The organism is Nocardioides marmoriginsengisoli (genome assembly GCF_003725695.1).
Classification (GTDB): Bacteria; Actinomycetota; Actinomycetes; order Propionibacteriales; family Nocardioidaceae; genus Marmoricola; species Marmoricola marmoriginsengisoli.
Genome location: NZ_RJSE01000003.1, coordinates 601,286 through 623,637, shown reverse-complemented (window position 1 = coordinate 623,637; position 22,352 = coordinate 601,286). Strand labels below are relative to the sequence as shown.

Genomic DNA, 22,352 nt, shown 5'->3' with positions numbered 1-22,352 from the left:
TTAGTCTCGCCACGTGACCGATGTCGACTCCTGGTTCGCCGCGAACACCAGTTCCTGGTGCGAGCGCACGCTGACCGAGCTGCTCGCGGCCAAGGCGTCCAGCGGGCTGAGCGTCAGCCTGGTGGTACCGGCCCGCAACGAGGCCGCCACCGTCGGTGACGTGGTGACCCGGGTCCGCGAGGCACTGGTGGAGACCACCGACCTGCTCGACGAGATCGTGGTGATCGACTCGGACTCGACCGACGACACCTACGTCGTCGCCCAGGACGCCGGCGCGGTGGTGCACCGGTCTGCGGAGATCCGACCCGACCTGGACTCGTACCCGGGCAAGGGCGAGGCGATGTGGAAGTCGCTCTTCGTGACCACCGGCGACGTGCTGGTCTTCATGGACGCCGACCTGCTCGACTGGGACACCCACTTCGTGCCCGGCCTGCTCGGCCCGCTGCTGACCCGCCCGGAGATCGCGCTGGTCAAGGGGTACTACGAGCGCCCGCTGGCCGACGGGTCCGCCGACGCCGGCGCGTACGAGGGCGGCCGGGTCACCGAGCTGGTCGCCCGCCCGCTGCTCAACCTGCTCTTCCCCGAGCTCGCCGGGCTGGTCCAGCCGCTGGCCGGCGAGTGGGCCGTGCGACGGGAGCTGTTCGCCTCGCTCACGGTGCCCACCGGCTACGCGGTCGAGACCACCGCCCTGATCGACACCGCACGCACCCGGGGCATCGACGCGATCGCCCAGGTCGACCTCGGCCGGCGTGCGCACCGGCACCAGGCGCTGCGCGACCTCGGCGGGATGGCGACCCAGATCCTGGCGGCAGCCCTGGACCGGGCCGGCTGGGAGCACCGTCCCGGGGACGGATCGGTGCTGCGGCAGTTCCACCCGGTCGACGGGGTGGCCACCGCGACCGATCGCTTCGTCCCCCAGAGCGAACGTCCCCCGGCGGCAGGATTCCTCCGATGACCCTCAAGCTCGGCCGGCACTCCTTCGCCGACGACGCCACCCTGATGATGGCGATCGTCAACCGGACCCCGGACTCGTTCTACGACAAGGGCGCGACCTGGGCCGAGGACAAGGCCTTCGAACGGGTCGTCCAGGTGGTCGACGAGGGCGCCGAGATCGTCGACATCGGCGGCATCAAGGCGGCACCCGGCGTGTTCATCGACCCGGACGAGGAGAAGGGCCGGGTGGTGGACTTCGTCGCCCGGGTGCGGGACGCCTTCCCCGGGCTGGTGATCTCGGTGGACACCTGGCGGGCCGAGGTGGGCGCCGCGGTCTGCGAGGCGGGTGCCGACGTCCTCAACGACGCCTGGGGCGGGGCCGATCCCGGGCTGGTCGACGTCGCCGCGTCGTACGGTGCCGCGATCATCTGCACCCACACCGGCGGCGTCACGCCGCGGACCAGACCCTTCCGGATCGAGTACGACGACGTGGTGAAGAGCGCGGTCGCCGACACCATCGCGTACGCCGAGCGGGCAGTCCTCGCCGGCGTCGCCCGGGAGAGCGTGGTGATCGACCCGGCGCACGACTTCGGCAAGAACACCTTCCACTCCCTGGAGCTCACCCGCCGGCTGGACGAGATGGTGGCGACCGGCTGGCCGGTGCTGGTGTCGCTGTCGAACAAGGACTTCGTCGGGGAGAGCCTCGACCTCCCGGTGGGTGAACGACTGACCGGCACCTTGGCGGCGACGGCCGTCTGCGCGCTCGCCGGGGCGCGGATCTACCGGGTGCACGAGGTCGTCGAGACCCGCCAGACCGTCGACATGGTCAACACCATCGCCGGCCGCCGGTTGCCGCAGCGGGCGATCCGGGGGCTCGCATGAGAATCGTGGTCGTGCCCTCGACGCTGGCGCTGCTGCCGCGGTACGCCTCCGCGTCCGACCCGATCCCGGAACTACGCGCCGCCGTGCACGCGGCGACCGCGTGGGTCCTGGAAGACGGGCCCGTCGGCGGTGTCGCCGGCTCCCCGGCCGGGCTCGAGGTCGCCCGGCACCTGGTCGGTGACCCGGTCGAGGCGGTGCCCGGGCTGCTGGTCGCCGCCGGTGGTTCGGCGATGCGCACCGAGAATGCCCCGGGAGCGTTCGACGAGCGCGCCGAGGGCTACGACGCCGTCGTCGGGAAGGCGCTGGCGACCGGCGACCTTGAGGCCCTGTCCAGGATCGACGTGCCCCTGGCCGAGGAGCTCTGGGCCGGCGAGGACGCGCTGGTGCTGGCCGCGCTCGGCCGTCGGCTGGCCGGGACCACCCGGGTGCTCGACGTCCAGGTCGACTACGACGACGCGCCGTACGGGGTGCAGTACTGGGTGGTGAGGTGGCAGTGCGAGTCCTGATCGACACGCTGGCGCCGGGATCCGACGACCTGGCCGACCTCTACGCGCCGCCGCGCCTGCCCTGGTTGCGGGTCAACATGGTCAGCACCCTCGACGGCGCCGCCAACGGCGAGTCCGGCACGAGCGGCTCGATCAACAACGCGGCCGACAAGGCCGTCTTCGACGCGCTCCGCGCGCAGGCCGACGCGATCATCGTCGGCGCCGGCACCGCGCGGACCGAGGGCTACCGGGTCGCCGACGTGCCGCTGGTGATCGTGTCGCACTCCGGCCAGGTACCCGAGGGCCTGCAGGACGCGCCCGCCGGCAAGGTGCTGCTGGCGACCTGCGCGACCTCTCCGGGCCTGGCCGCCGCGCAGGAGCTGCTCGGCACCGAGAACGTGATCGTCGCCGGCGACACCCAGGTCGACCTGGCCGCGATGAAGGCCGCCCTGGTCGGCCGCGGCCTGGAGAACCTGCTCAGCGAGGGCGGCCCGCACCTGCTCCGCGACCTGCTCGACGCCGGTGCGGCCGACGAGCTCTGCCTGACCTTCGTGCCGCAGGCGATCGGCGGCGTGCACCCGCGGATCGTGATGGGGGAGTCGATCCGGGCCGACCTCGCCCTCGCCGTGCTGCTGGAGCAGGACGGGACCCTGCTCGGCCGCTGGCTGACCTAGGCCCAGGGGTTCTCCCGGCGCCAGGCCACCGGGAAGGAGAGCGCCACGCCGTCGCGCTCGGCGAACCGGGTGAACGCCTGCAGGGTCACGTCGAGGTCGTCGCCGGCGTACGGGAGCGCCCGCAGCGGCGGGTCCTCGGTGGTCATCGGCAGCGGTGAGAAGAAGTCGTCCCAGTGGGTGAGGACCACCCGCCGGGCGCCGACCGCGCTGACCGTCTCCGCCCAGTACGACGCCAGGTAGTCCTGGTCCTGGATCCCCAGCTGGCCGATGCCCAGGTAGGCGACCTCGGCGCTCCGCCCGGCCAGCGAGCCGGTCACGAACCCGGCGCTGCCCTGCACCAGGGCGGTGCGGCCGCTGTCGTGCGCGACCAGGATCGACCAGGCCTCGCCGCACTTGTACGCCGCCGCCTTGACCGGTGGCCGCACCGGCTCGGTGATCTCGCCGGGGTAGCGGTCCGGCGGGCAGTGGTGCGACGCGACCAGGGTCAGCGTCCAGGGACCCACCACGATCGGCTCCCCGGGCGTGACGACGGTGATCCGCTCCTCGGCGAGACCCCCACCGCGACCGATGTTCGCCGTCGAGGTGCCGCCGATCAACCGGGCCCCGGTGCGAGCCGCGACGACCGCGGAGTCCATCGCGTGGTCGAAGTGGCTGTGCACCGGCAGCACCGCGTCGAGCCGGTCGATCCCGGCCTTGGCCAGGCACGCGGCGATCCGGTCCTCGTTCGGCGCGATCCTGCCGAGTCCGACCGAGAGCAGCCCGGGGCGGCTGAAGAACCCGTCGGTCAGGATCGCCGACGTACCGTCGTCGAGGAGCAGCGTGCTGACACCCAGGAAGGTGACCCGGAGCCCGGTGCCGTCGGACTCGGGGACGTCGAACCGGGAGCAGTGGTCGGCGATCGCCGGTCTGCCGAGCTTGAGCCTCATCCGACCACCCCCTCCACGTGGAACAGCGCGTGCTCGCCCTCGAATCCCTTGAGCTCGACCGACTCGGCCTCGGTGAACGCGTAGTAGTCGGCCATCGCTGCGGCGATCTCGCCGGTCACCAGCACCTCACCGCCCTGGGCCTGGGCGGCGACCCGGGCAGCCAGCGCGACGTTCTGACCGAAGTAGTCGCCGTCCCGCTCGATCGCGGTGCCGGTGTGCAGCCCGATCCGCACCCGGATCGGCGTCCGGCGCAGCTCCCGGCTGCGGTTCCAGTGGGCGCCGAGGGCGCGCTGGATGTCCAGCGACGCGGCGATCGCCAGGTCCGGGGTGGAGAAGACGACCATGTGCCCGTCGCCGAAGCTCTTCACGATCAGGCCGCGGTACTTCTCGACGTAGGTCTCGACCAGGTGGTCGTGGGCGCCGAGCACCTTGAGCCAGCGGCTGTCGCCCAGTTGGGTGTTGATCAGCGTGGAGTTCTCGATGTCGGAGAAGAAGATCGTCACGGTGCCGTCCTCGGACGCCATCCGGCCGATCGCGGCGCGCTGGTCGGCGGCCCACCGGTTGAAGTCCTCGAGGGTGCTGACCAGCATCCCGCCGACGCCCTGCTCACGGACCCGGCTGACCGCCTCCAGCACGCCGCGCATCGCGGTGCCGGCGGTCAGCACGGCTCGCGGGGCGGCACCTCCGGGCAGCGGCGGCGGGACCCGCAGGTTGGCCTCGGCGAGCTCGGCCCGGGTCTGGCGCAGCGCGACCAGGCAGGCGGCCAGGGCGGCCACGGCCAGGAACAGGGCCGCGGCCAGGATCCAGGCGGTCGTCGTGGCTTCGAGCACGCCTGAACTCTGACACACCGATGTTTCCGCTCGGTGACCCATGAGATAGTTCAGAACAGGTTCTACCTTCGAGACGGGCCGTACCGGCCCTCCCGGGTACCGATCTTCCAGGAGCGAAATGACGGCGACAAGTCCGGCCATCGAGGGCTGGTTCACGAGCGGGGACGGAGCCGGCTCCGGGCCGGCGCTGATCGGGTCGGAGTGCACCACCTGCAGCACGGTGTTCTTCCCGCGGACGGCCGGCTTCTGCCGCAACCCCGCGTGCGACGGCGACGAGTTCGCCGACACCGAGCTGTCCCGCCGGGGCCGCGTCTGGTCCTACACCGACGCGCAGTACCAGCCGCCGGCGCCGTACATCCCCGCGACCGACCCCTACGTCCCGTTCGCGCTGGCCGCGGTCGAGCTCGCCGAGGGCATCGTGGTGCTCGGCCAGGTCGCCGACGGCTTCACCGTGAACGACTTCAAGGTCGGTGACGAGATGGAGCTGGTCGTCGAGACCCTCTACACCGACGACAGCGGCGACCGCACCATCTGGCGCTGGAAGCCCGTGACGAGCCCGGACGTCGAGCTCGTCGAGACGCCTGGAGGTGCGCAGTGACTGCCAACGACGTCGCGATCGCCGGGGTCGGCATGCACCCCTGGGGCAAGTGGGGCAAGAACTTCGTCGAGTACGGCGTCGTGGCGGCCCGCGCGGCGCTGGCGGACGCCGGGATCCCGTGGACCGACGTGGACCTGATCGTCGGCGGTGAGACCGTCCGCAACGGGTACGGCGGCTACGTCGCCGGGGCGACCTTCGGCCAGGCGCTCGGCTGGAACGGGGCCCGGGTCGCGACCAGCTACGCCGCCTGCGCGACCGGTGCCCAGGCCCTGGACACCGCCCGCGCCCGGATCCTCGCCGGCCTCTCCGAGGTGGCCCTCGTGGTCGGCGCCGACACCACCCCGAAGGGGTTCCTGGCCCCCAACGCCGGCGAGCGCTGGGACGACCCGGACTGGCTGCGGTTCCGGCTGCTCGGCATGACCAACCCGGCCTACTTCGCGCTCTACGCGCGCCGCCGGATGGACCTGTACGGCGCGACCAGCGAGGACTTCGCCCAGGTCAAGGTCAAGAACGCCAAGCACGGCCTGAGCAACCCGAACGCGCGCTACCGCAAGGAGGTCGTCGCCGAGGAGGTGCTGAGCTCGGCGATCGTGGCCGACCCGCTGCACCTGCTCGACATCTGCGCGACCTCCGACGGTGCCGCCGCGGTGATCCTGTGCTCGACCGAGTACGCCGCCAAGCACAACCTGGGCGGGGGAGTCAGGATCAAGGCGATCTCCACGGTCACCCCGACCTTCCCGAACACCGTCATCGACATGCCGCTGATGTCGACGGAGTCCTCGGCCGGCGGCGTGCCGGAGTTCACGTTCAAGGAGTCGATCGCGCAAGCCGCCTACGAGGAGGCCGGGATCAGTCCCGAGGACGTCGACGTGGCCGAGGTGTACGACCTCTCGACCGCGCTCGAGCTGGACTGGATCGAGGACCTGGCGCTCTGCAAGCGCGGTGAGGCCGAGCAGCTGCTCCGGGCCGGCGACACCACCCTCGGCGGCCGGATCCCGGTCAACCCGTCGGGCGGTCTGGCCTGCTTCGGCGAGGCGGTCCCGGCCCAGGCGCTGGCGCAGGTCTGCGAACTCACCTGGCAGCTCCGCGGCCAGGCCGAGGGCCGTCAGGTCGAGGGCGCCCGGATCGGCATCACCGCGAACCAGGGCCTGTTCGGCCACGGTTCGTCGGTCATCGTCGCGCGCTGACCGCCTTGACGCCGGCGGGATCGTGACGCGGGTGCCCCCGGGATCGTTGAGCACCAGGTGAAGCGATCCCGGGCCGCTGCCACGGCGGCAGCGATGGTGCTAGTGACGTTCGGTCCCGGTGCGGGCCCGGCCGCCGCCGACGAGCCGCCGCCCCCGCTGGTGCCGCCGGGGATCACGGCGCCGACCCCGACCGTGCGGCCGTCGTCCGGGCCGACGTACGAGGTGACGCCCGGCGCTCCGGGTGGCGACCTCGGGGCTCCCGCGAGCGAGCCCGCCGCGACCCCGGGGAAGGCCGGCACGAAGAAGCGACCGGGAGCGAGGCCGACCGGCCGCGCGACCCCGGCCGCGGACGGATCCGCGGCCGACCCGGTCGCGGATCAGGGCGTCAGCCGCTCCGAGGAGCTCTCCTGGAAGCTCGGAGCCGCGGGGTTCCTGCTCCTGGTGCTGGGCGAATTCACCCGGATCGGATTCCGCCGCAAGCCCGACGGTGCGTGACCGGCACCGGTCCGTGTCGTTATCGGTGCATGCGTCGTACTGCTGCGTTCTCGCTCTTCTTCGTCCTGGCGGCCCTGCTCTTCAGCGACGGTGACCTGCTCGGCCGGAAGGGCCCGGCAGCCGCCGCGGCCGGGAAGACGCCGCTGCGCGACGTGATGCTGGTCGGCAACAACTGGGCCGGCACCGCGACGATCGTCGACGCGCACACCCTGAAGCTGCTCAAGACCGGGGTGAACTTCATCCCGGACAAGGCCCAGGAGATCGCCGACATCAAGAAGAACCCGGCCCAGCTGGCGTTCTACTACCTGATCCAGCAGGGCCCGGGCGAGGGCCACGACCAGTACGTCGACGACATGTTCACCACCAAGGACGGCCGGTACGTCGCCGTCTCCCGGCCGAGCTTCGCCGACGTGGTCTGGATCGACCTGGCCAAGGCCACCGCCGGCCGCACCGACAGCATCGTCCGTGAGCAGCAGATGGACGGCTTCCGGACCGACCACATGGGCGTCTCCCCGGACGGGCGCCGGCTGCTGGTCAGCGACTCCACCAAGAACCAGGTGATCGAGTACTCGATGGTCGACGAGACCGTCGCGGGCAAGCAGATCAAGATGGGCGACCGGATGCGGACGTTCCCGTCGGGGGAGACCCCGCACGAGAACAACTACTCGCCGGACGGCAGCCTGATCTACCACGCCTCGATCGGCAAGGTGTACCTCCCCGGCGACCAGCACTCGATCGGCCCGATCAAGATCGGCCCGCTGCACGACCTGCTCAAGGGTCACCGCTGGTACGAGATCGTCAACAACGACGACTTCAGCATCAAGTACCGCTGGGACATGGGCAAGGAGCTCAAGGAGGCCGGGTACGACGGGATGAGCTCGGCGGTCCGGCCGATGGCGGTCGCTCCGGACCAGCGCTACCTCTACTTCCAGGTGTCCTACTTCCACGGCATCGTCGAGTTCGACACCCAGGCGCCGGACAAGGACGGCAAGGTCAGCTACACCGCGGGCGGCATCCCCGAGCCGCGGGTCGGTGCGGTGAAGCGGCTGATCAACCTGCCGAACCGGGTCCCGAAGATGCCGCTGGAGAACTACGTCAACGACTCCGCCCACCACGGGTTGTCGATGAACTCGGCCGGGACCACGCTCTGCGCGGCCGGCACCATGGACGACTACGCCGCGTTCGTGGACCGTCGTACCGGCAAGGCGAAGATCTTCGACAAGGCCAGCACCGGCCACGACTACCTCAAGCCGTACTGGACCACCGAGGGCCTGCACAACACCTGCTGGATCTCGCTCAGCGACTCCGACGCGGTGGCGGTGCTCGACTTCGACACCGCGCGTGAGCTCGCCTTCCTCCCGGTCGGCGACCACCCGCAGCGGGTCCGGCACGGGTACGTCCCGGCGGCCCTGGTGAACTCGTGGGCGCCGGTCAAGCCGGGTGCGTTCGGCGGTCCCAACGGCGGCAGCGGCGGCCTGATCAACACCATCAGCACCGGCATCGGCGCCCTCCTCGGACTGGTCGACCCGGTGCTTCCGGTACGGTGACCGACCGGAGACGAACCCCGGGTTGAGCACTGGAGGCATGGGCGTGCGGAAGTACCTCGTCGCGGTAGCGGCGGTCGCCCTGGTGGCGTCCGGGTGCGGCGGCGGGAGCGGGGACTCCGAGTTCTGCTCGGGCAGCTCCACCTCGGGCTGCACGGAGGTGCCGAAGGCCGCCGCGAAGGAGGACTTCTGCGCGGCCGGAGCCGCCTTCTCGGGCTCCAAGGGCTTCAAGAACGGGCTGAAGGCCGCCCGCCGGCTCGCCGCGGTCGGGACGCCGAACGACATCGAGGCGAGCGCGCGGGCCGGGTTCGTGGAGCTGGTGGAGCGGATGGTCGACTCCAAGGACGGGCCGGACTTCCGCGGGCGCACCCGGAACCTGAGCTCGGCGGAGAGCAAGCACCTGCTCGACCTGGACACCTACATCCAGGCGACCTGCTGACGGCTCAGTCGAGCTCGTCGCCGTCGACGTACACCCAGCGGCCGCCGCGCCGGCTGAACCGGCTGCGCTCGTGCAGCGCGCCCGATCGGCCCGACCAGGTCCAGTGCGCCCGGAACTCGACCTCGCCGGAGTCCTCGACGGGCTCCGGCGCCGCCAGGATCTCCAACCCGGTCCAGGCCAGGTGCTCGTCGGGGGTCACGTCGTCGGGACGGGTGCGCGGGTGCCAGCTGCGGAAGAGGTGGTCCCAGGCGCCCACGACGTACGCGCTGTACCGCGAGCGCATCAGCTCCTCCGGGGTCGCGGCCTGCCGCTCGTTGCGGTGCAACGGCCCGCAGCAGGCCGCGTAGCCGGCACCCGAGCCGCACGGGCAGGCATCGGGCGGGCGGGATTCCGAGGGCGCGAACGCGGACATGCGGCGCAGGCTATCGCGGCGACCTGGTTATTCGGGTTCGCGGAGCACCGGTGCCTGAGTAGCCTGCAGGAGTGACCTCTACGCACTCCCCGAACCCCGCCCCCACCACCGCGACCCTCGGAGAGCTCCGCGCCTCCGGCCACGTCCAGAAGTCGCTCCGCACCGAGCTGCGCGACAACCTGCTCGACGCGCTGCGCGAGGGCCGGGACCCGTGGCCGGGCCTGCACGGCTTCGAGACCACGGTCATCCCGCAGGTCGAGCGGGCCCTGATCGCCGGCCACGACATCGTGCTGCTCGGCGAGCGCGGGCAGGGCAAGACCCGGCTGCTGCGCACCCTGGTCGGGCTGCTCGACGAGTGGACGCCGGTGATCTCCGGCTCCGAGCTCGGCGAGCACCCGTACGAGCCGATCACGGTCACCTCGAAGCAGGCGGTCGCGGCGTACGGCGACGACCTGCGGATCAGCTGGGTCAGCCGCGACGAGCGGTACGCCGAGAAGCTCGCCACCCCGGACACCAGCGTGGCCGACCTGATCGGTGACGTCGACCCGATGAAGGTCGCCGAGGGCCGCACCCTGGGCGATCCGGAGACGATCCACTTCGGGCTGATCCCGCGCAGCCACCGCGGCATCGTCGCGATCAACGAGCTCCCCGACCTGGCCGAGCGGATCCAGGTGGCGATGCTCAACGTGATGGAGGAGCGCGACATCCAGATCCGCGGGTACGTGCTGCGGCTGCCGGTCGATGTGCTGGTGGTCGCCAGCGCGAACCCGGAGGACTACACCAACCGCGGCCGGATCATCACCCCGCTCAAGGACCGGTTCGGTGCCGAGATCCGGACCCACTACCCGATCGAGGTCGAGGACGAGATCGCGGTGATCCGCCAGGAGGCGCACCTGGTCGCGGACGTCCCGGACCACCTGATCGAGATCCTGGCCCGGTTCACCCGGGCGCTGCGGGCGAGCCAGTCGGTCGACCAGCGCTCCGGGGTCAGTGCCCGGTTCGCGATCGCCGGTGCCGAGACCATCGGCGCCGCGGCGCTGCACCGCGCGACCGCGCAGGGCGAGCCGGAGGCGGTGGCCCGGGTGGTCGATCTGCAGACGGCCGTCGACGTGCTCGGCGGCAAGATCGAGTTCGAGACCGGGGAGGAGGGGCGCGAGGACGAGATCCTGACCCACCTGCTGCGGACCGCGACCGCCGAGGTCGTCCGCGAGCGGCTGGCCGGTCTCGACCTGGCGCTGCTCGTGGACGCGCTGGAGGACGGCGCCGCGATCACCACCGGCGAGCAGGTCACCGCGGCCGAGCTGCTGGCCAGCGTGCCGGAGCTGCCGCCGGTCGAGGCCAGCGAGTCCGACCTCTACGACCAGCTCGCCGACCGGGTGCACGCCACCAACGACGGCCAGCGCGCCGGCGCGATCGAGCTGGCGCTCGAGGGCCTCTACCTGGCCCGCAAGGTTGCCAAGGACGAGTCCGGGGGCGCAACGGTCTATGGCGGCTAGTCGACGTCCCGGAGGTCGCCATCGGGCCCGCTACGGCCGGTACGACGGCGGCCCCGACCCGCTCGCCCCGCCGGTCGACCTGGCCGAGGCGCTGGGGCACATCGGCGAGGACGTGATGGCCGGCTACTCGCCGGAGCGCGCGATGCAGGAGTTCCTGCGCCGGGGCGGACGCGACGGTCGCGGCCTGGACGAGCTTGCCCGCGAGGTGGCCCGGAAGCGCCAGGAGCTGCTCGCGAAGCACAACCTCGACGGGACCCTGAACGAGGTTCGCGAGCTCCTCGACAAGGCGGTCCTGGCCGAGCGCGGGCAGCTGGCCCGGGACGTCGACCTCGACGACGGCGACCGGGCGTTCCGGGAGCTGCAGCTGGGCAACCTGCCGCCGTCCACCGCCGCCGCGGTCAGCGAGCTGGCGTCGTACGACTGGCAGAGCGCGGAGGCGCGCGCCGACTACGAGAAGATCAAGGACCTGCTCGGCCGGGAGCTGCTCGACCAGCGGTTCAAGGGCATGAAGCAGGCGATGGAGGGTGCGACCGAGGAGGACCGGGCCGCCATCAACGAGATGCTCGGCGACCTCAACGAGCTGCTGGAGAAGAACCGGGCCGGGACGGACACGCCTGAGGACTTCGCCGAGTTCATGGCGAAGCACGGATCGTTCTTCCCGGAGAACCCGCAGAACATCGACGAGCTGATGGACGCGCTCGCGCAGCGTTCCGCCGCCGCGCAACGGATGCTCAACTCGATGACGCCGGAGCAGCGCCGCGAGCTGATGGAGCTCTCCGCCCAGGCGTTCGGATCACCCGAGCTGATGGAGGGCCTGAACCGGCTCGACCAGAACCTGCAGGCGCTGCGGCCCGGGGAGGACTGGGGCGGTTCCGAGCAGTTCGGCGGCGAGGAGGGGCTGGGCCTCGGTGACGGCACCGGCGCCCTCCAGGACCTCGCCGAGCTCGACGCGCTCTCCGAGCAGCTGTCCCAGGCGTACGGCGGCGCCCGGATGGACGACCTCGACCTCGACAAGCTCGCCCGCCAGCTCGGCGACGCCGCTGCCGTCGACGCCCGGACGCTGCAGGAGCTCGAGCGGGCGCTGCGCGACTCCGGCTACCTCAAGCGCACCTCGGACGGCCAGCTCCGGCTCTCGCCCAAGGCGATGCGCCAGCTCGGCAAGGCCCTGCTCAAGGACGTCGCGAACCGGATCTCCGGCCGCCAGGGCGAGCGCGACCTGCGTCAGGCGGGCGCTGCGGGGGAGCGCAGCGGAGCGACCCGGGAGTGGGCCTTCGGGGACACCGAGCCGTGGGACATCCCACGCACGGTGCTGAACGCGGCACGGCGCCGGGCCGCGGACGGAGACGGGTCCGGCCGGCTCTTCGAGCTGGCCGACGTCGAGGTCCAGGAGACCGAGGCCCGCACCCAGGCGGCCGTCGCGCTGCTGGTCGACACGTCGTTCTCGATGGCGATGGACGGCCGCTGGGTGCCGATGAAGCGGACCGCGCTGGCGCTGCACCAGCTGGTGACCAGCAGGTTCCGCGGCGACCACCTTCAGCTGATCGGGTTCGGCCGGCACGCCGAGGTGATGGAGATCGAGCAGCTCACCGCCCTGGACTCGATGTGGGCCAAGGGCACCAACCTGCACCACGGCCTGCTGCTCGCCAACCGGTTCTTCCGCAAGCACCCGAACGCGCAGCCGGTGCTGCTGATCGTGACCGACGGCGAGCCGACCTCGCACCTGGAGCCGGACGGGGAGGTCTACTTCTCCTACCCGCCGCACCCGCTGACGATCGCGTACAGCGTGCGCGAGCTGGACAACGCCGGCCGGCTGGGTGCTCAGGTGACGTTCTTCCGGCTCGGCGAGGACCCCGGGCTGGCCCGGTTCATCGACTCGATGGCCAAGCGGGTGGACGGCCGGGTCGTCGCGCCCGAGCTGGACGACCTCGGTGCGGCCGTGGTCGGCAGCTACCTGGGATCGCGCGGAGGGCGGGGGAGCACCGCGGCGGCGGCGGAGAGCACCTTCGGCGGGTGGTTCGGCGGTTCGAGGGGTTTCTGGGTCGGGTAGGCGCTCTAGCCGAACAGCTGCTTCGCCATGGCGCCGATGACCGCGTCCAACGCCTTCATCGGCCTGATCATCACGGTGAACGAGACGATCAACCCGTCGTCGTCCCAGGTGATCAGGTCGACCCCTTCGACCTGCTTGCCGTCCACGACCGTGGTGAAGCGCAGCACCGCGTCGTTCTCGCGCTGCCAGGTGTCGTGGTAGGCGAGCTCCGGCCCGAGCACCACCAGCGCGGCCGACAGGTAGGCGATCACGACGTCGCGCCCCTCCTGCGGCGTGTGCACCGCCGGGGAGCGGAAGACCGCGTCCGGCGCGATCATCGCGGTCAGCTCGGCCGGGTCGCGGGAGGCGATCACGTCGTGCCAGCGCTGGAGGCCGATGTCGGCGGGCGTGCTCATCAGTAGACCAGCCTCGCCCGGACCCGGAAGTTCTGGGCGTCGTAGTAGCCGGTGCTCGCGTTGGTCGCGATCACGATCACCGAGCGCACGTACTTCCGGTTGAAGCCGTAGAGCTTGCTGGCGTAGCCGGTGCGGGACAGCCGGAGGACCGACGAGGTGACCCGGCCGCTGCGGTACCGGATCTGCACGGTGGCCTGGCTGCCGTGGCTCGTGTCCGGCGCGTCCACGATCACCCGCAGCTTCGACCGGGTCGGGATCCTGGCCTGCGGGCGGAAGAGGAACGGTCCGTGGGCCAGGTGGTTGAGCCTGATCTGGTACCCGGCCTGGTTGTGCGCCTTGGAGAGCGTCTTCGCGGCGGCGTACGCGGGGGAGGGCCAGAACCCGCGGTCGCCGTACGAGTTCGGCGGAAAGGTGTTCCAGACGCCGTACCGGGCGAACTCGGTGCCGAAGGCGTAGCCGCGGGACTTGAGCACCGCGACGACCGCCTGGATCCCGGTACGGGGGCCGGCCGCCGACTCCCAGATCTTCCGGATGATGTGGACGTCCCGGAATCGCTCGGAGAGGTACTTCCAGAAGACCACCGAGCCGTAGACGGCCAGGCCGCCGGCGTAGTCGGCCGACTGCCACGGGCGCCGGATCTGGCTGACCGGCAGGTACTGGCGGTAGTCGTTGATCGCCGGGTAGACGATGTCCTCCATCCAGACCGCCGTGCCCTCCAGGAACCAGGAGCTGTCGTTGGCGTCGTAGGCGAACTGGACGGCGTGGAAGAACTCGTGCGCCGCGGTGACCCGCAGCGAGTTGATCGGCGGTGCGCCGTACTCGGCGGTGGAGAAGTTGTTGTCGACCGCGCAGTACGCCGCCACCACGCTGCCCGGGTCGTCGCTGTTGCAGTAGCCGTAGATGCGGTCGTCGCCGAGGTTCAGCAGGTAGACGTCGAGCAGGCCGTCGCCGTCCGCGACCGGTGCCCGGAAGCCGAGGCTGTTCGAGGCGCCGCTCACCTGGCGCCGGTAGACGTCCTCGAAGGTCTGCGCCGTCAGCTGCGCCTGCTGGACCGTGCCCACGTCGTCGGCCGCGAAACCGGCCAGGAGCGGGTTGCTGTAGTAGTGGACGCAGAAGTGCTGAGTCTGGACGACGCCCCCGAAGAAGCCGCCCGAGCAGCTCGCGCTGGCCGTCGGCCCGCCCAGGAGCGCCGCGGCGGTGGCTCGCTCGGCGCGGTTCAGGGCCGGCATCGAGAGGCGCAGCCGGCGCAGCAGCACCGTCACGTCGGTGCGCGGCAGCGGGCTCGTGCGCGGCGCGGTCCGGTCGGAGCCCTGGCCGCTGAACGCCGCCACGACCTTGTCGAGCACCGCTTTCGCCTGGGCGTGCCGGGCATCGGCCTTCGCCGGAGCAGCAGTCGCGGGGGCCAGCGCGGTTCCGCTGACCAGGACGGCCGCGGCCAGGACAGCGGCCAGGAAGGCCGCCGCGGTGGTTCGGGAGGGGCGCGATGTCAGGAGAGGCACCCGCTGAGCCTAGGTCAGACCGGGGCGGAGTACGACCTTTCGGGCATGGCAGCGCCCGGCGCGGACTCCGGTAGCGTCGGCGGACGATGAGCCTCTCGATGATCCTCCCCCCGGGCGCCGCGGACGCCGAGCGCCGCCGGCGGCTGCGCACCATGAAGTCGGTCGCGATCGGATTGCTGCTCCTCGCCGCCGTCGTCTACCTGCTGACCCGGGACGCCGGCGGGTTCTGGGGCTACGTGAACGCCGGCGCCGAGGCGAGCATGGTCGGCGCGATCGCGGACTGGTTCGCGGTGACCGCGCTCTTCAAGCACCCGCTCGGACTGCCGATCCCGCACACCGCGCTGATCCCGCGGAAGAAGGACGAGCTGGGCAAGAGCCTCGAGGACTTCGTCCAGGAGAACTTCCTCCAGGAGGAGATCATCCGGGACCGGCTGGCGGCGGCCCAGATCGCGGCCCGGGCCGGGGAGTGGATCCGCGAACGCCCTCACGCCGCCCGCGTCGTGGCCGAGGGCGCGTCGTTGCTGACGCTCGGCCTGAAGCGGCTCAAGGACAGCGACGTCGAGGCCGTCGTCGCCGAGGTGCTGCTGCCGCGGCTGGTCGCCGAGCCGATCTCGCCGATCGCCGGCAACCTGCTCAGCGAGGTGCTCGCCGACGACGCCCATCACGGCCTCGTCGACCTGGCGCTGGAGGAGGGGCACCACTGGCTGGTGCACAACCAGGAGACGTTCACCGCGGTCCTCGGCGAACGCGCGCCCTGGTGGGCCCCGGACCGGCTCAACGAGGTGGTCACCGACCGGATCCACCTGGAGACGATCCGCTGGATCGCGGACATCCGCGCCGATCCGCACCACCGTGCCCGTGCCGCCCTGGACAGCCTGCTGCGGCAGCTCGCCGACGACCTGCTCACCGACCCCGACACCCAGGCGCGCGCCGAGCGCCTCAAGACCCGGCTGCTGGAGCACCCCCAGTTCCTTTCCAGCGGGATGGCGCTGTTCGACGCGCTCAGGAGCGCGCTGCTGGACGCCCTCGCGGACGACCAGGGGCCGCTGCGCGAGCGGGCCACCACCGAGCTGCAGGCCTTCGGGAACCGGCTCGGGGCCGACCCCGCGCTCCGTGCCCGGATCGACGAGTGGGCCGCCGAGGCGGCAGTCTTCGGCGTCAACCGGTACGGCGGTGAGCTGACCGCCGTGATCACCCACACGATCGCGCGCTGGGACGGCCGCGAGGCGGCATCCCGGATCGAGCTCCAGGTCGGCCGTGACCTGCAGTTCATCCGGATCAACGGCACCATCGTCGGCGGACTGGTCGGGGTGCTGATCCACGCGGTCTCCGCGGCTCTCTAGTGGGTACCGTGGGGGCACCATGCGCATGATCGAGATCCGCGACGACGCCATCCGGCTGGGCCAGCTGCTCAAGCTGGCCGACTTCATCGACCACGGCAGCGAGGCCCGGGAGCTGCTCATCCAGGGCCACGTGCTGGTCAACGGGGAGGTCGAGACCCGTCGCGGCCGGCAGCTCGTCGTCGGGGAAACTGTGACCGTCCGCGGTGAGACCGTTGGCATCGCGGCCCGCGAACACTAGATTCCGTACATGAGGATCAGTGAAGTCGTAGCCGGCAAGGCCAGCCAGGTCATCGTCACCATCACCCCTGACGCCACCGTCCGCGAGCTGGTAGCCCTGCTCGCGCAGCACAACATCGGTGCCGCGGTGGTGAGCAGCGACGGCACGACCGTGGCGGGCATCGTCAGCGAGCGCGACATCGTCCGCCGGCTCACCGGCGACGACGGCGCCCTCTCCGCCACCGTCTCCGAGATCATGACCGCCGACGTCCGCACCTGCGAGCCGGGCAGCTCGCTCGACGAGGTCCGCACGATCATGACCGACGGCCGGTTCCGGCACCTCCCGGTCGTCGAGGACGGTCGCCTGGTCGGCGTCGTCAGCATCGGCGACATCGTGAAGAACCACATCGACCAGGTCGAGTTCGAGCGCGATCAATTGGACTCTTACGTCCACCAGACGTAGTCGAGAAGTCCTGCCTTAGGGTTGGACGCATGAGTGAAAAGCCTGAGGTCGACTTCTTCGACGGTCCTGCCCCTACTGAGCTCGTCATCACCGACCTCGTCGTCGGCGACGGCGCCGAGGCCGTGGCCGGCCAGAACGTGTCCGTGCACTACGTCGGTGTCGCGCACTCCACCGGTGAGGAGTTCGACGCGTCGTACAACCGCGGCTCGGCGTTCCAGTTCCCGCTCGGAGGCGGTCGCGTCATCGCCGGCTGGGACCAGGGCGTCCAGGGGATGAAGGTCGGCGGTCGTCGCCAGCTCGTGATCCCGCCGCACCTGGGCTACGGGGACCGCGGCGCCGGCGGTGCGATCAAGCCCGGCGAGACCTTGATCTTCGTGGTGGATCTGCTGGCCGTGGGCTGACAGTTCAGCTCTCGGGCGGGGTGCTCTCGTTCGCGAGGTCCTCGTCGTTGAGGCGGCGGCGCTCGGCCAGGTCGTGGACCGAGCCGCCGCCGCGCTGGGCGTGCCGGGACTCCTCGTCCACGGTGCCGAGGAAGGCGAGCGCCTGGTCGTGCAGCTTGCCGTTGCTCGCCAGGGCGTTCCCGCCCAGCGGGCCGGGCTCGCCGTCCAGCGAGGTGAAAATCCCGCCCGCCTCGCGCACGATGATGTCCAGCGCGGCCATGTCGTAGAGCTCCAGCTCCGGCTCGGCCGCCAGGTCCACGGCGCCCTCGGCGACGAGCATGTAGGACCAGAAGTCGCCGTACGCGCGAGTCCGCCAGCAGCGGCGCGACAACGCCAGGAAGTCGTCCAGCCGGCCGCGCTCCTCCCACCCGTCCAGCGAGGCGTAGGAGAGCGACGCGTCCTCGATCCGGGAGACGTCCGAGACCTGGATCTGGGTGGCCCGCAGCAGCGAGGTCCCCGTCCAGGCGTTGCCGTCCTTCATCGCCCACCAGCGCCGGTTCAGCTGCGGGGCCGAGACGACGCCGACGACGACCTCGTCCTCGACCATCAGCGAGATCAGGGTCGCCCAGACCGGGACGCCGCGGACGAAGTTCTTGGTGCCGTCGATCGGGTCGACGACCCAGCGGCGGGTGCTCTGCCCGGTGCTTCCGGACTCCTCGCCGAGCACGGCGTCGCGAGAGCGGGCCCGCGAGAGCGTACGCCGGATGCCGTCCTCGACGGCCTGGTCGGCGTCGGTCACCGGGGTCAGGTCCGGCTTGGTCATCACGTGCAGGTCCAGCGCCTTGAACCGTGCCGTGGTCAGCGCGTCCGCGTCATCGGCGAGCACGTGCGCCAGGCGCAGATCATCGGTGTAGTCGAGGGCCATGGGCACAGGCTATCGAGCCGTCGCGGTCAGTCGCCTTCTCGGGTGTCGCGGGTGGCGAGCAGGCGGCGGAAGGACTCCACCCGGTCGCGCTGGTCTCCCTCGGCCTCGTCCAGACCGCACTCCGGCTCGCCGAATCCGTGGGTGCACCCCCGCGGGCAGACCTCGGTGAGCTCGTGCAGGTCCGGGAACGCCTCGATCAGCTGGTCGGGCTGCACGTGCGCGAGCCCGAAGGAACGGATCCCCGGGGTGTCGATGATCCAGCCGTCCGGCGGCCCGCCGCCCTCACCCGGCAGCGGCAGCATCAGCGCGTTGGTGGAGGTGTGCCGGCCGCGCCCGGTGACCGCGTTCACGACGCCGACCGAGCGCATCGCGTCCGGCACCAGCGCGTTGACCAGGGTGGACTTGCCGACGCCGCTGTGGCCGACCAGCACGCTGGTCCGTCCGGCCAGCCGGGACCGGACCCCGCTGACCTCGGCGCCGCGCTGGGTGACCACGTACGGGACCCCGAGCGGCCGGTAGATCGAGACCAGCGTCTCCGGGTCGGCGAGGTCGGACTTGGTCAGGCAGAGCAACGGGTCCATGCCGGAGGCGTACGCCGCCACCAGCGCCCGGTCGATCAGCCGCGGTCGCGGCTCCGGGTCGGCGAGGGCCGCCACGATGACCAGCTGGTCGGCGTTGGCGACCAGGATCCGCTCGACGGGGTCGGTGTCGTCGGCGGTACGGCGCAAGGTGGTCGCGCGCTCGTCGACGAGCACGATCCGGGCCAGGGAGCCGTCGTCCCCGGAGACGTCCCCGACCAGCCGGACCCGGTCGCCGACCACGACGCCCTTGCGGCCGAGCGGCCGGGACTTCATGGCCATCACGACTCTGCTCTTGTCCGGGCCGTCCTCGAGCAGGCAGGTCAGCCGGCCGCGGTCGACGGTGACCACCCGCGCCGGCACCGCGTCGTCGTAGGACGGCCGGTCCTTCGTCCGCGGACGAGTACGACGACGAGGCCGCTCGTAGGACTCCGGGTCGTTCTCGTCGTAGCGCGGGCTCACGGCGTTTCGAGCCCCGCCGCCAGCAGGCCGTCCCAGACGCGCTCGAACCCGGGGAAGGTCTTCGAGGTGGTGCCGATGTCCTCGACCAGCACGCCGTCGACGGCCGAGCCGATCACCACGCCGGCGTGCGCCATCCGGTGGTCGGCGTAGGTGCGGAAGACCCCGCCGTGGAGCGCGGCCGGCCGGATCGTGAGCCCGTCCTCGTGCTCGGTGAGGTCGGCGCCCAGTGCGGTCAGCTCGGTGGCGAGCGCCGCGAGCCGGTCGGTCTCGTGGCCGCGGATGTGGGCGATCCCGCGCAGCTGCGAGGGCGAGTCGGCCAGTGCCGCGAGCGCGGCGATCGCCGGTGCCAGCTCGCCGACGTCGTGCAGGTCGAGGTCGACGCCGTGGATCGCGCCGGTCCCGGTCACCGTCAGCCCGTCGGCGTCCAGCGCCACCTGGGCGCCCATCGCGGTCAGGATCTCGCGGAGGGCGTCGCCGGCCTGGGTGGTGGCGGCCGGCCAGCCCGGCACCCGGACCCGGCCGCCGCTGGTCAGCGCCAGCATCAGGAACGGGGCGGCGTTGGAGAGATCCGGCTCGATGTCGACGTCGCGGGCGGCGACCGGGCCGGGGAGTACCCGCCACCGGTCCGGGACCGAGTCGTCCACCTCGACGCCGCGCGCCCGCAGGCAGGCCAGCGTCATCTCGATGTGCGGGAGCGAGGGGACCGGCTTGCCGGCGTGCCGGACCTCGATCCCGGCGTCGTACCCGGGCGCGGCGAGCAGCAGCGCCGAGACGAACTGGCTGGAGGCGGACGCGTCGATGACCACGGAACCGCCCGCGACGCTGCCGGAGCCGAGAACGGTGAACGGGAGCCGGTCGGCGTCGTCGGCGAACCGGACGCCGAGCCCGCGGAGGGCGGCGAGGATCTCCGACATCGGCCGGGTGCGGGCGTGCGGGTCCCCGTCGAAGGACACCGCCGCGTTGCGCAGGGCGGCGAGCGGCGGCACGAATCGCATCACGGTGCCGGCCAGGCCGCAGTCGATCTCGACGGCAGACCCGGGCTGGCGCGAGATGCCCGGCGCCACCGTCCAGTCGGCACCGGTGGTGTCGACCGTCGACCCGAGTGCGGTCAGCGCCCGTGCCATCAGCTCGGTGTCCCGCGAGCGCAGCGCCCGGCGTACCGCACCGGGACCGTCGGCGAGGGCCGCCAGCACCAGCTCGCGGTTGGTCAGCGACTTCGAGCCGGGCAGCTCGACCGTCAGGTCGACCGCCTCCCGGGCGCGCGGAGCGGGCCAGAGGTCGGCGTCGGAAGCAGGGCTCACCTGCGCAAGGCTATCGAGAAGGCTCAGAGCAGCCCGAGCAGCATGCTGTCGCGGTTGTTCCAGGCCACCGGGTCGGGGATGTTCGCCGGGCCGGTCAGGGTCGCCGTCGCGGTGACCGGCAGGCCGTTGACCTTGAACCGCAGCGGTGCCGCGCCGGCGCTGACCTGGCAGGTCGCCGTACCGCCCTTGATGTCGCAGCTGCTGGCTCCGGCGGACCGGGCGCTCGACGTCCGGGCGCTGGTCGTCGTCAGCTGCTCCAGGGTGCCGCCGAAGACCTCGATCTTGATGGTCCCGACGGTGCCCTCGGGGATGCCGAGGGTGGCGGCGGTCAGGTTGCCGAGCGTGCCGGCGTCCTTGGCTCCGAGGAGTCCGAGCTTGGCCTGGAAGGTCAGGCTGACGCTGGAGTCGGCGCTCGACGGCGGGGTCACCGGGGGAGTCGTCGGCGGCGTGGTCGGCGGCGTGGTCGGCGGCTTGGTCGGCTTGACCGGGGTGCTGGGGGTGTCGCTGGGCGAGGTGTCGGGGGTGGAGACGATCGGCACCACCCCGGTGCCCGCACCGTCCGGTCCCGAGTCCGGCTCGGTCGTCGGCGTCTCGCTGGGCTTCGGGGTCGGCTTCTCGGTCGGCGCCGGGACCGCCGGCGTCTCGATCACCGTCGGCGGCTCGGCCAGCTGGGTCCCCGGAGGGCCGCCGGCGTTGGTGACCAGGACGGCGACGGTGGCGATGCCGGCGACCGCTGTCGCGGCGCCGACGCCGATCGCGACCTGGCCCTGGGCCAGCACCGCGTCCTTGACCCGGCCGGCCGCGCCGACGAGGCCGCCGCCGACGCCGGCCAGGAAGCCGCCGAGCGCGCCGCTGGTGCCGGCGCTGCCGAGGTAGCCCATGGTGGCGGTGCCGAGCACGAGCGGCCCGATCACGCCGGCCATCGACGAGTTCACCTCGGAGAGCTCGACGAAGAGCGCGGTGCACTTCCGGCAGTTCTTGAGGTGCTCCTCGACCTTCGCGGCGTCCCGGCGGGAGAGGCCCTTGCGGACGTAGGCGCCCATCTTGTCGTGCACCCACCGGCACTCGGCGTCGCTGATGTCGGCGGAATGCATCTGCAGGTAGGCCTGGCGCAGGCCCTCGCGGGCGCGGTACGCCAGTGCCGAGACGGAGTTCGGCGTCATGCCCAGCAGCGGCGCGACGTCGGCCGGCTTCTGGCCCTCGACCTCGAGGTGCCAGAGGACCAGCTGCCAGCGCTCCGGGAGGCTGGCGTAGGCCCGGGCCGCCGCGCCGCCCTCGAAGCCGGCGATCACGGTGTCCTTGAACGGCTCGCCCTGGTCGTACGGCGTCAGGTCGTCGGTGGGCATCGCCCGGTTGGTGGACCGGATCTTGTCGACGTGCAGGCGTCGTACCGCCGTCAGCAGGTAGGCGCGGAAGGCTACGTCCGGGCCGCCGCCTGCGAGCAGCACGTTGAGGACCTTCGCGAAGGCCTCGGAGACCAGGTCGTCCGCGTCGGGAGCGGAGACCAGCTGCCGGGCCAACCGGGTCGCGGCGTCGCGGTGCCGCGCGAACAGATCTCCGTACGCGGAGACGTCGCCTCCGCGCACGCTCGAGATCAGCTCGGCGTCGCTCTGCTCACCCGGCGGGGTGACCCGGTCTATAACGGTCATATGTCTCAATAACGGACGAGTGGTGGATTAGTGACGTCATCCTGTCACGGCGCCACGGCCGAACGACGTGTTCCCCAGTATTCCGGGGTCCGGGGAAATATGCTCGGTTCCGCGTCATGAAACCTCCCCAGCGCCGTTTCCTCGGTGCGTTCGGTCGTCGGGGAGGATCGAAAGCAATCTAGGAAACGTGAGC

At 71.8% G+C, this 22,352-nt stretch carries 24 protein-coding genes; 15 read left to right on the top strand and 9 right to left on the bottom strand.

The window, feature by feature from the left end:
- The first annotated feature begins 13 nt into the window (after window positions 1-13).
- From EFK50_RS04990 to EFK50_RS04975, 4 genes are read left to right on the top strand one after another with little or no spacing between them, the layout of a single operon-like run.
- Window positions 14-955, top strand: a complete 942-nt coding sequence (locus tag EFK50_RS04990; protein ID WP_123226420.1) for a glucosyl-3-phosphoglycerate synthase — start codon at window positions 14-16, stop codon at window positions 953-955.
- Window positions 952-1,815, top strand: coding sequence for a dihydropteroate synthase (gene folP / locus EFK50_RS04985; RefSeq protein WP_123226419.1), 864 nt, complete (start codon window positions 952-954; stop codon window positions 1,813-1,815). The genes EFK50_RS04990 and folP overlap by 4 nt, the downstream gene beginning before the upstream one ends.
- Complete coding sequence (locus EFK50_RS04980) at window positions 1,812-2,321, top strand: class III extradiol ring-cleavage dioxygenase family protein (RefSeq protein WP_123226418.1); 510 nt, start codon at window positions 1,812-1,814, stop codon at window positions 2,319-2,321. The genes folP and EFK50_RS04980 overlap by 4 nt, the downstream gene beginning before the upstream one ends.
- Window positions 2,303-2,974 carry a dihydrofolate reductase family protein gene (locus tag EFK50_RS04975; protein WP_246004035.1) on the top strand — a complete coding sequence of 224 codons (672 nt, stop codon included), beginning with the start codon at window positions 2,303-2,305 and terminating at the stop codon, window positions 2,972-2,974. The genes EFK50_RS04980 and EFK50_RS04975 overlap by 19 nt, the downstream gene beginning before the upstream one ends.
- Here the strand turns inward: EFK50_RS04975 and EFK50_RS04970 are convergent.
- Both EFK50_RS04970 and EFK50_RS04965 read right to left on the bottom strand, forming a co-directional pair.
- A complete protein-coding gene (locus EFK50_RS04970; protein ID WP_123226416.1) occupies window positions 2,971-3,900 on the bottom strand; it encodes an MBL fold metallo-hydrolase in 930 nt (309 codons plus the stop codon). The two genes, EFK50_RS04975 and EFK50_RS04970, sit on opposite strands and share 4 nt — an antisense overlap.
- Entirely contained in the window at window positions 3,897-4,730 is an 834-nt protein-coding gene (locus tag EFK50_RS04965; RefSeq protein ID WP_183407685.1) for an adenylate/guanylate cyclase domain-containing protein, read from the bottom strand. Before EFK50_RS04965 ends, EFK50_RS04970 begins: the two co-directional genes overlap by 4 nt.
- 118 nt (window positions 4,731-4,848) lie before the next feature.
- Between EFK50_RS04965 and EFK50_RS04960 the strand changes: the two genes are divergently transcribed.
- Genes EFK50_RS04960 through EFK50_RS04940 form a run of 5 tightly spaced genes read left to right on the top strand, consistent with a single transcriptional unit; the run spans window position 4,849 to window position 8,993 of the window.
- Complete coding sequence (locus tag EFK50_RS04960) at window positions 4,849-5,328, top strand: Zn-ribbon domain-containing OB-fold protein (protein ID WP_123226414.1); 480 nt, start codon at window positions 4,849-4,851, stop codon at window positions 5,326-5,328.
- The gene (locus EFK50_RS04955) at window positions 5,325-6,515 is read left to right on the top strand and encodes a lipid-transfer protein (RefSeq protein WP_123226413.1); all 1,191 of its coding nucleotides are present in this window, start codon (window positions 5,325-5,327) and stop codon (window positions 6,513-6,515) included. The genes EFK50_RS04960 and EFK50_RS04955 overlap by 4 nt, the downstream gene beginning before the upstream one ends.
- A 57-nt stretch (window positions 6,516-6,572) precedes the next feature.
- Window positions 6,573-7,010 (top strand): hypothetical protein, encoded by a 438-nt coding sequence (locus EFK50_RS04950; protein ID WP_148046056.1) that lies wholly within the window; start codon window positions 6,573-6,575, stop codon window positions 7,008-7,010.
- A 29-nt stretch (window positions 7,011-7,039) separates the two neighbouring features.
- Entirely contained in the window at window positions 7,040-8,557 is a 1,518-nt protein-coding gene (locus EFK50_RS04945) for a YncE family protein (RefSeq protein ID WP_123226411.1), read from the top strand.
- Window positions 8,558-8,600: 43 nt separating this feature from the next.
- Window positions 8,601-8,993 (top strand): hypothetical protein, encoded by a 393-nt coding sequence (locus EFK50_RS04940; protein ID WP_148046055.1) that lies wholly within the window; start codon window positions 8,601-8,603, stop codon window positions 8,991-8,993.
- A gap of 4 nt (window positions 8,994-8,997) precedes the next feature.
- Here the strand turns inward: EFK50_RS04940 and EFK50_RS04935 are convergent, their stop codons facing one another.
- On the bottom strand, window positions 8,998-9,405 hold the full coding sequence (locus tag EFK50_RS04935) for a YchJ family protein (protein WP_123226409.1): 408 nt from the start codon (window positions 9,403-9,405) through the stop codon (window positions 8,998-9,000).
- A gap of 71 nt (window positions 9,406-9,476) precedes the next feature.
- On the opposite strand from EFK50_RS04935, the gene EFK50_RS04930 reads away from it, so the two are divergent.
- Both EFK50_RS04930 and EFK50_RS04925 read left to right on the top strand, forming a co-directional pair.
- Window positions 9,477-10,901 carry a sigma 54-interacting transcriptional regulator gene (locus EFK50_RS04930; protein WP_123226408.1) on the top strand — a complete coding sequence of 475 codons (1,425 nt, stop codon included), beginning with the start codon at window positions 9,477-9,479 and terminating at the stop codon, window positions 10,899-10,901.
- Window positions 10,891-12,948, top strand: coding sequence for a vWA domain-containing protein (locus tag EFK50_RS04925; protein WP_123226407.1), 2,058 nt, complete (start codon window positions 10,891-10,893; stop codon window positions 12,946-12,948). Before EFK50_RS04930 ends, EFK50_RS04925 begins: the two co-directional genes overlap by 11 nt.
- A 5-nt stretch (window positions 12,949-12,953) precedes the next feature.
- Here EFK50_RS04925 and EFK50_RS04920 read toward each other — a convergent pair whose 3' ends face one another.
- Window positions 12,954-13,343, bottom strand: coding sequence for a nuclear transport factor 2 family protein (locus EFK50_RS04920; RefSeq protein ID WP_123226406.1), 390 nt, complete (start codon window positions 13,341-13,343; stop codon window positions 12,954-12,956).
- Window positions 13,343-14,842 (bottom strand): MXAN_6640 family putative metalloprotease, encoded by a 1,500-nt coding sequence (locus EFK50_RS04915; RefSeq protein WP_123226405.1) that lies wholly within the window; start codon window positions 14,840-14,842, stop codon window positions 13,343-13,345. Before EFK50_RS04915 ends, EFK50_RS04920 begins: the two co-directional genes overlap by 1 nt.
- An 86-nt stretch (window positions 14,843-14,928) precedes the next feature.
- Here EFK50_RS04915 and EFK50_RS04910 point away from each other — a divergent pair, with 86 nt between their 5' ends.
- The 4 genes from EFK50_RS04910 to EFK50_RS04895 are packed head-to-tail and all read left to right on the top strand — an operon-like array spanning window position 14,929 to window position 17,265.
- Window positions 14,929-16,185 carry a DUF445 domain-containing protein gene (locus tag EFK50_RS04910; protein WP_123226404.1) on the top strand — a complete coding sequence of 419 codons (1,257 nt, stop codon included), beginning with the start codon at window positions 14,929-14,931 and terminating at the stop codon, window positions 16,183-16,185.
- Between the two features lie 25 nt (window positions 16,186-16,210).
- Window positions 16,211-16,423 (top strand): RNA-binding S4 domain-containing protein, encoded by a 213-nt coding sequence (locus EFK50_RS04905; protein WP_425454374.1) that lies wholly within the window; start codon window positions 16,211-16,213, stop codon window positions 16,421-16,423.
- 9 nt (window positions 16,424-16,432) lie between these two features.
- A complete protein-coding gene (locus EFK50_RS04900) occupies window positions 16,433-16,864 on the top strand; it encodes a CBS domain-containing protein (protein WP_123226402.1) in 432 nt (143 codons plus the stop codon).
- A gap of 29 nt (window positions 16,865-16,893) precedes the next feature.
- Window positions 16,894-17,265, top strand: coding sequence for an FKBP-type peptidyl-prolyl cis-trans isomerase (locus tag EFK50_RS04895; protein WP_123226401.1), 372 nt, complete (start codon window positions 16,894-16,896; stop codon window positions 17,263-17,265).
- A 4-nt stretch (window positions 17,266-17,269) separates the two neighbouring features.
- On the opposite strand, the gene hisN is transcribed toward EFK50_RS04895, so the two are convergent.
- From hisN to EFK50_RS04880, 4 genes are read right to left on the bottom strand one after another with little or no spacing between them, the layout of a single operon-like run.
- Window positions 17,270-18,169 carry a histidinol-phosphatase gene (hisN, locus tag EFK50_RS04890; RefSeq protein WP_123226400.1) on the bottom strand — a complete coding sequence of 300 codons (900 nt, stop codon included), beginning with the start codon at window positions 18,167-18,169 and terminating at the stop codon, window positions 17,270-17,272.
- A 26-nt stretch (window positions 18,170-18,195) separates the two neighbouring features.
- Window positions 18,196-19,209, bottom strand: a complete 1,014-nt coding sequence (gene rsgA / locus EFK50_RS04885; RefSeq protein WP_221177266.1) for a ribosome small subunit-dependent GTPase A — start codon at window positions 19,207-19,209, stop codon at window positions 18,196-18,198.
- Entirely contained in the window at window positions 19,206-20,510 is a 1,305-nt protein-coding gene (gene aroA / locus EFK50_RS22420; RefSeq protein WP_221177265.1) for a 3-phosphoshikimate 1-carboxyvinyltransferase, read from the bottom strand. Before aroA ends, rsgA begins: the two co-directional genes overlap by 4 nt.
- 23 nt (window positions 20,511-20,533) lie before the next feature.
- Window positions 20,534-22,159 carry a sigma-70 family RNA polymerase sigma factor gene (locus tag EFK50_RS04880; protein ID WP_123226399.1) on the bottom strand — a complete coding sequence of 542 codons (1,626 nt, stop codon included), beginning with the start codon at window positions 22,157-22,159 and terminating at the stop codon, window positions 20,534-20,536.
- Window positions 22,160-22,352 lie beyond the last annotated feature (193 nt).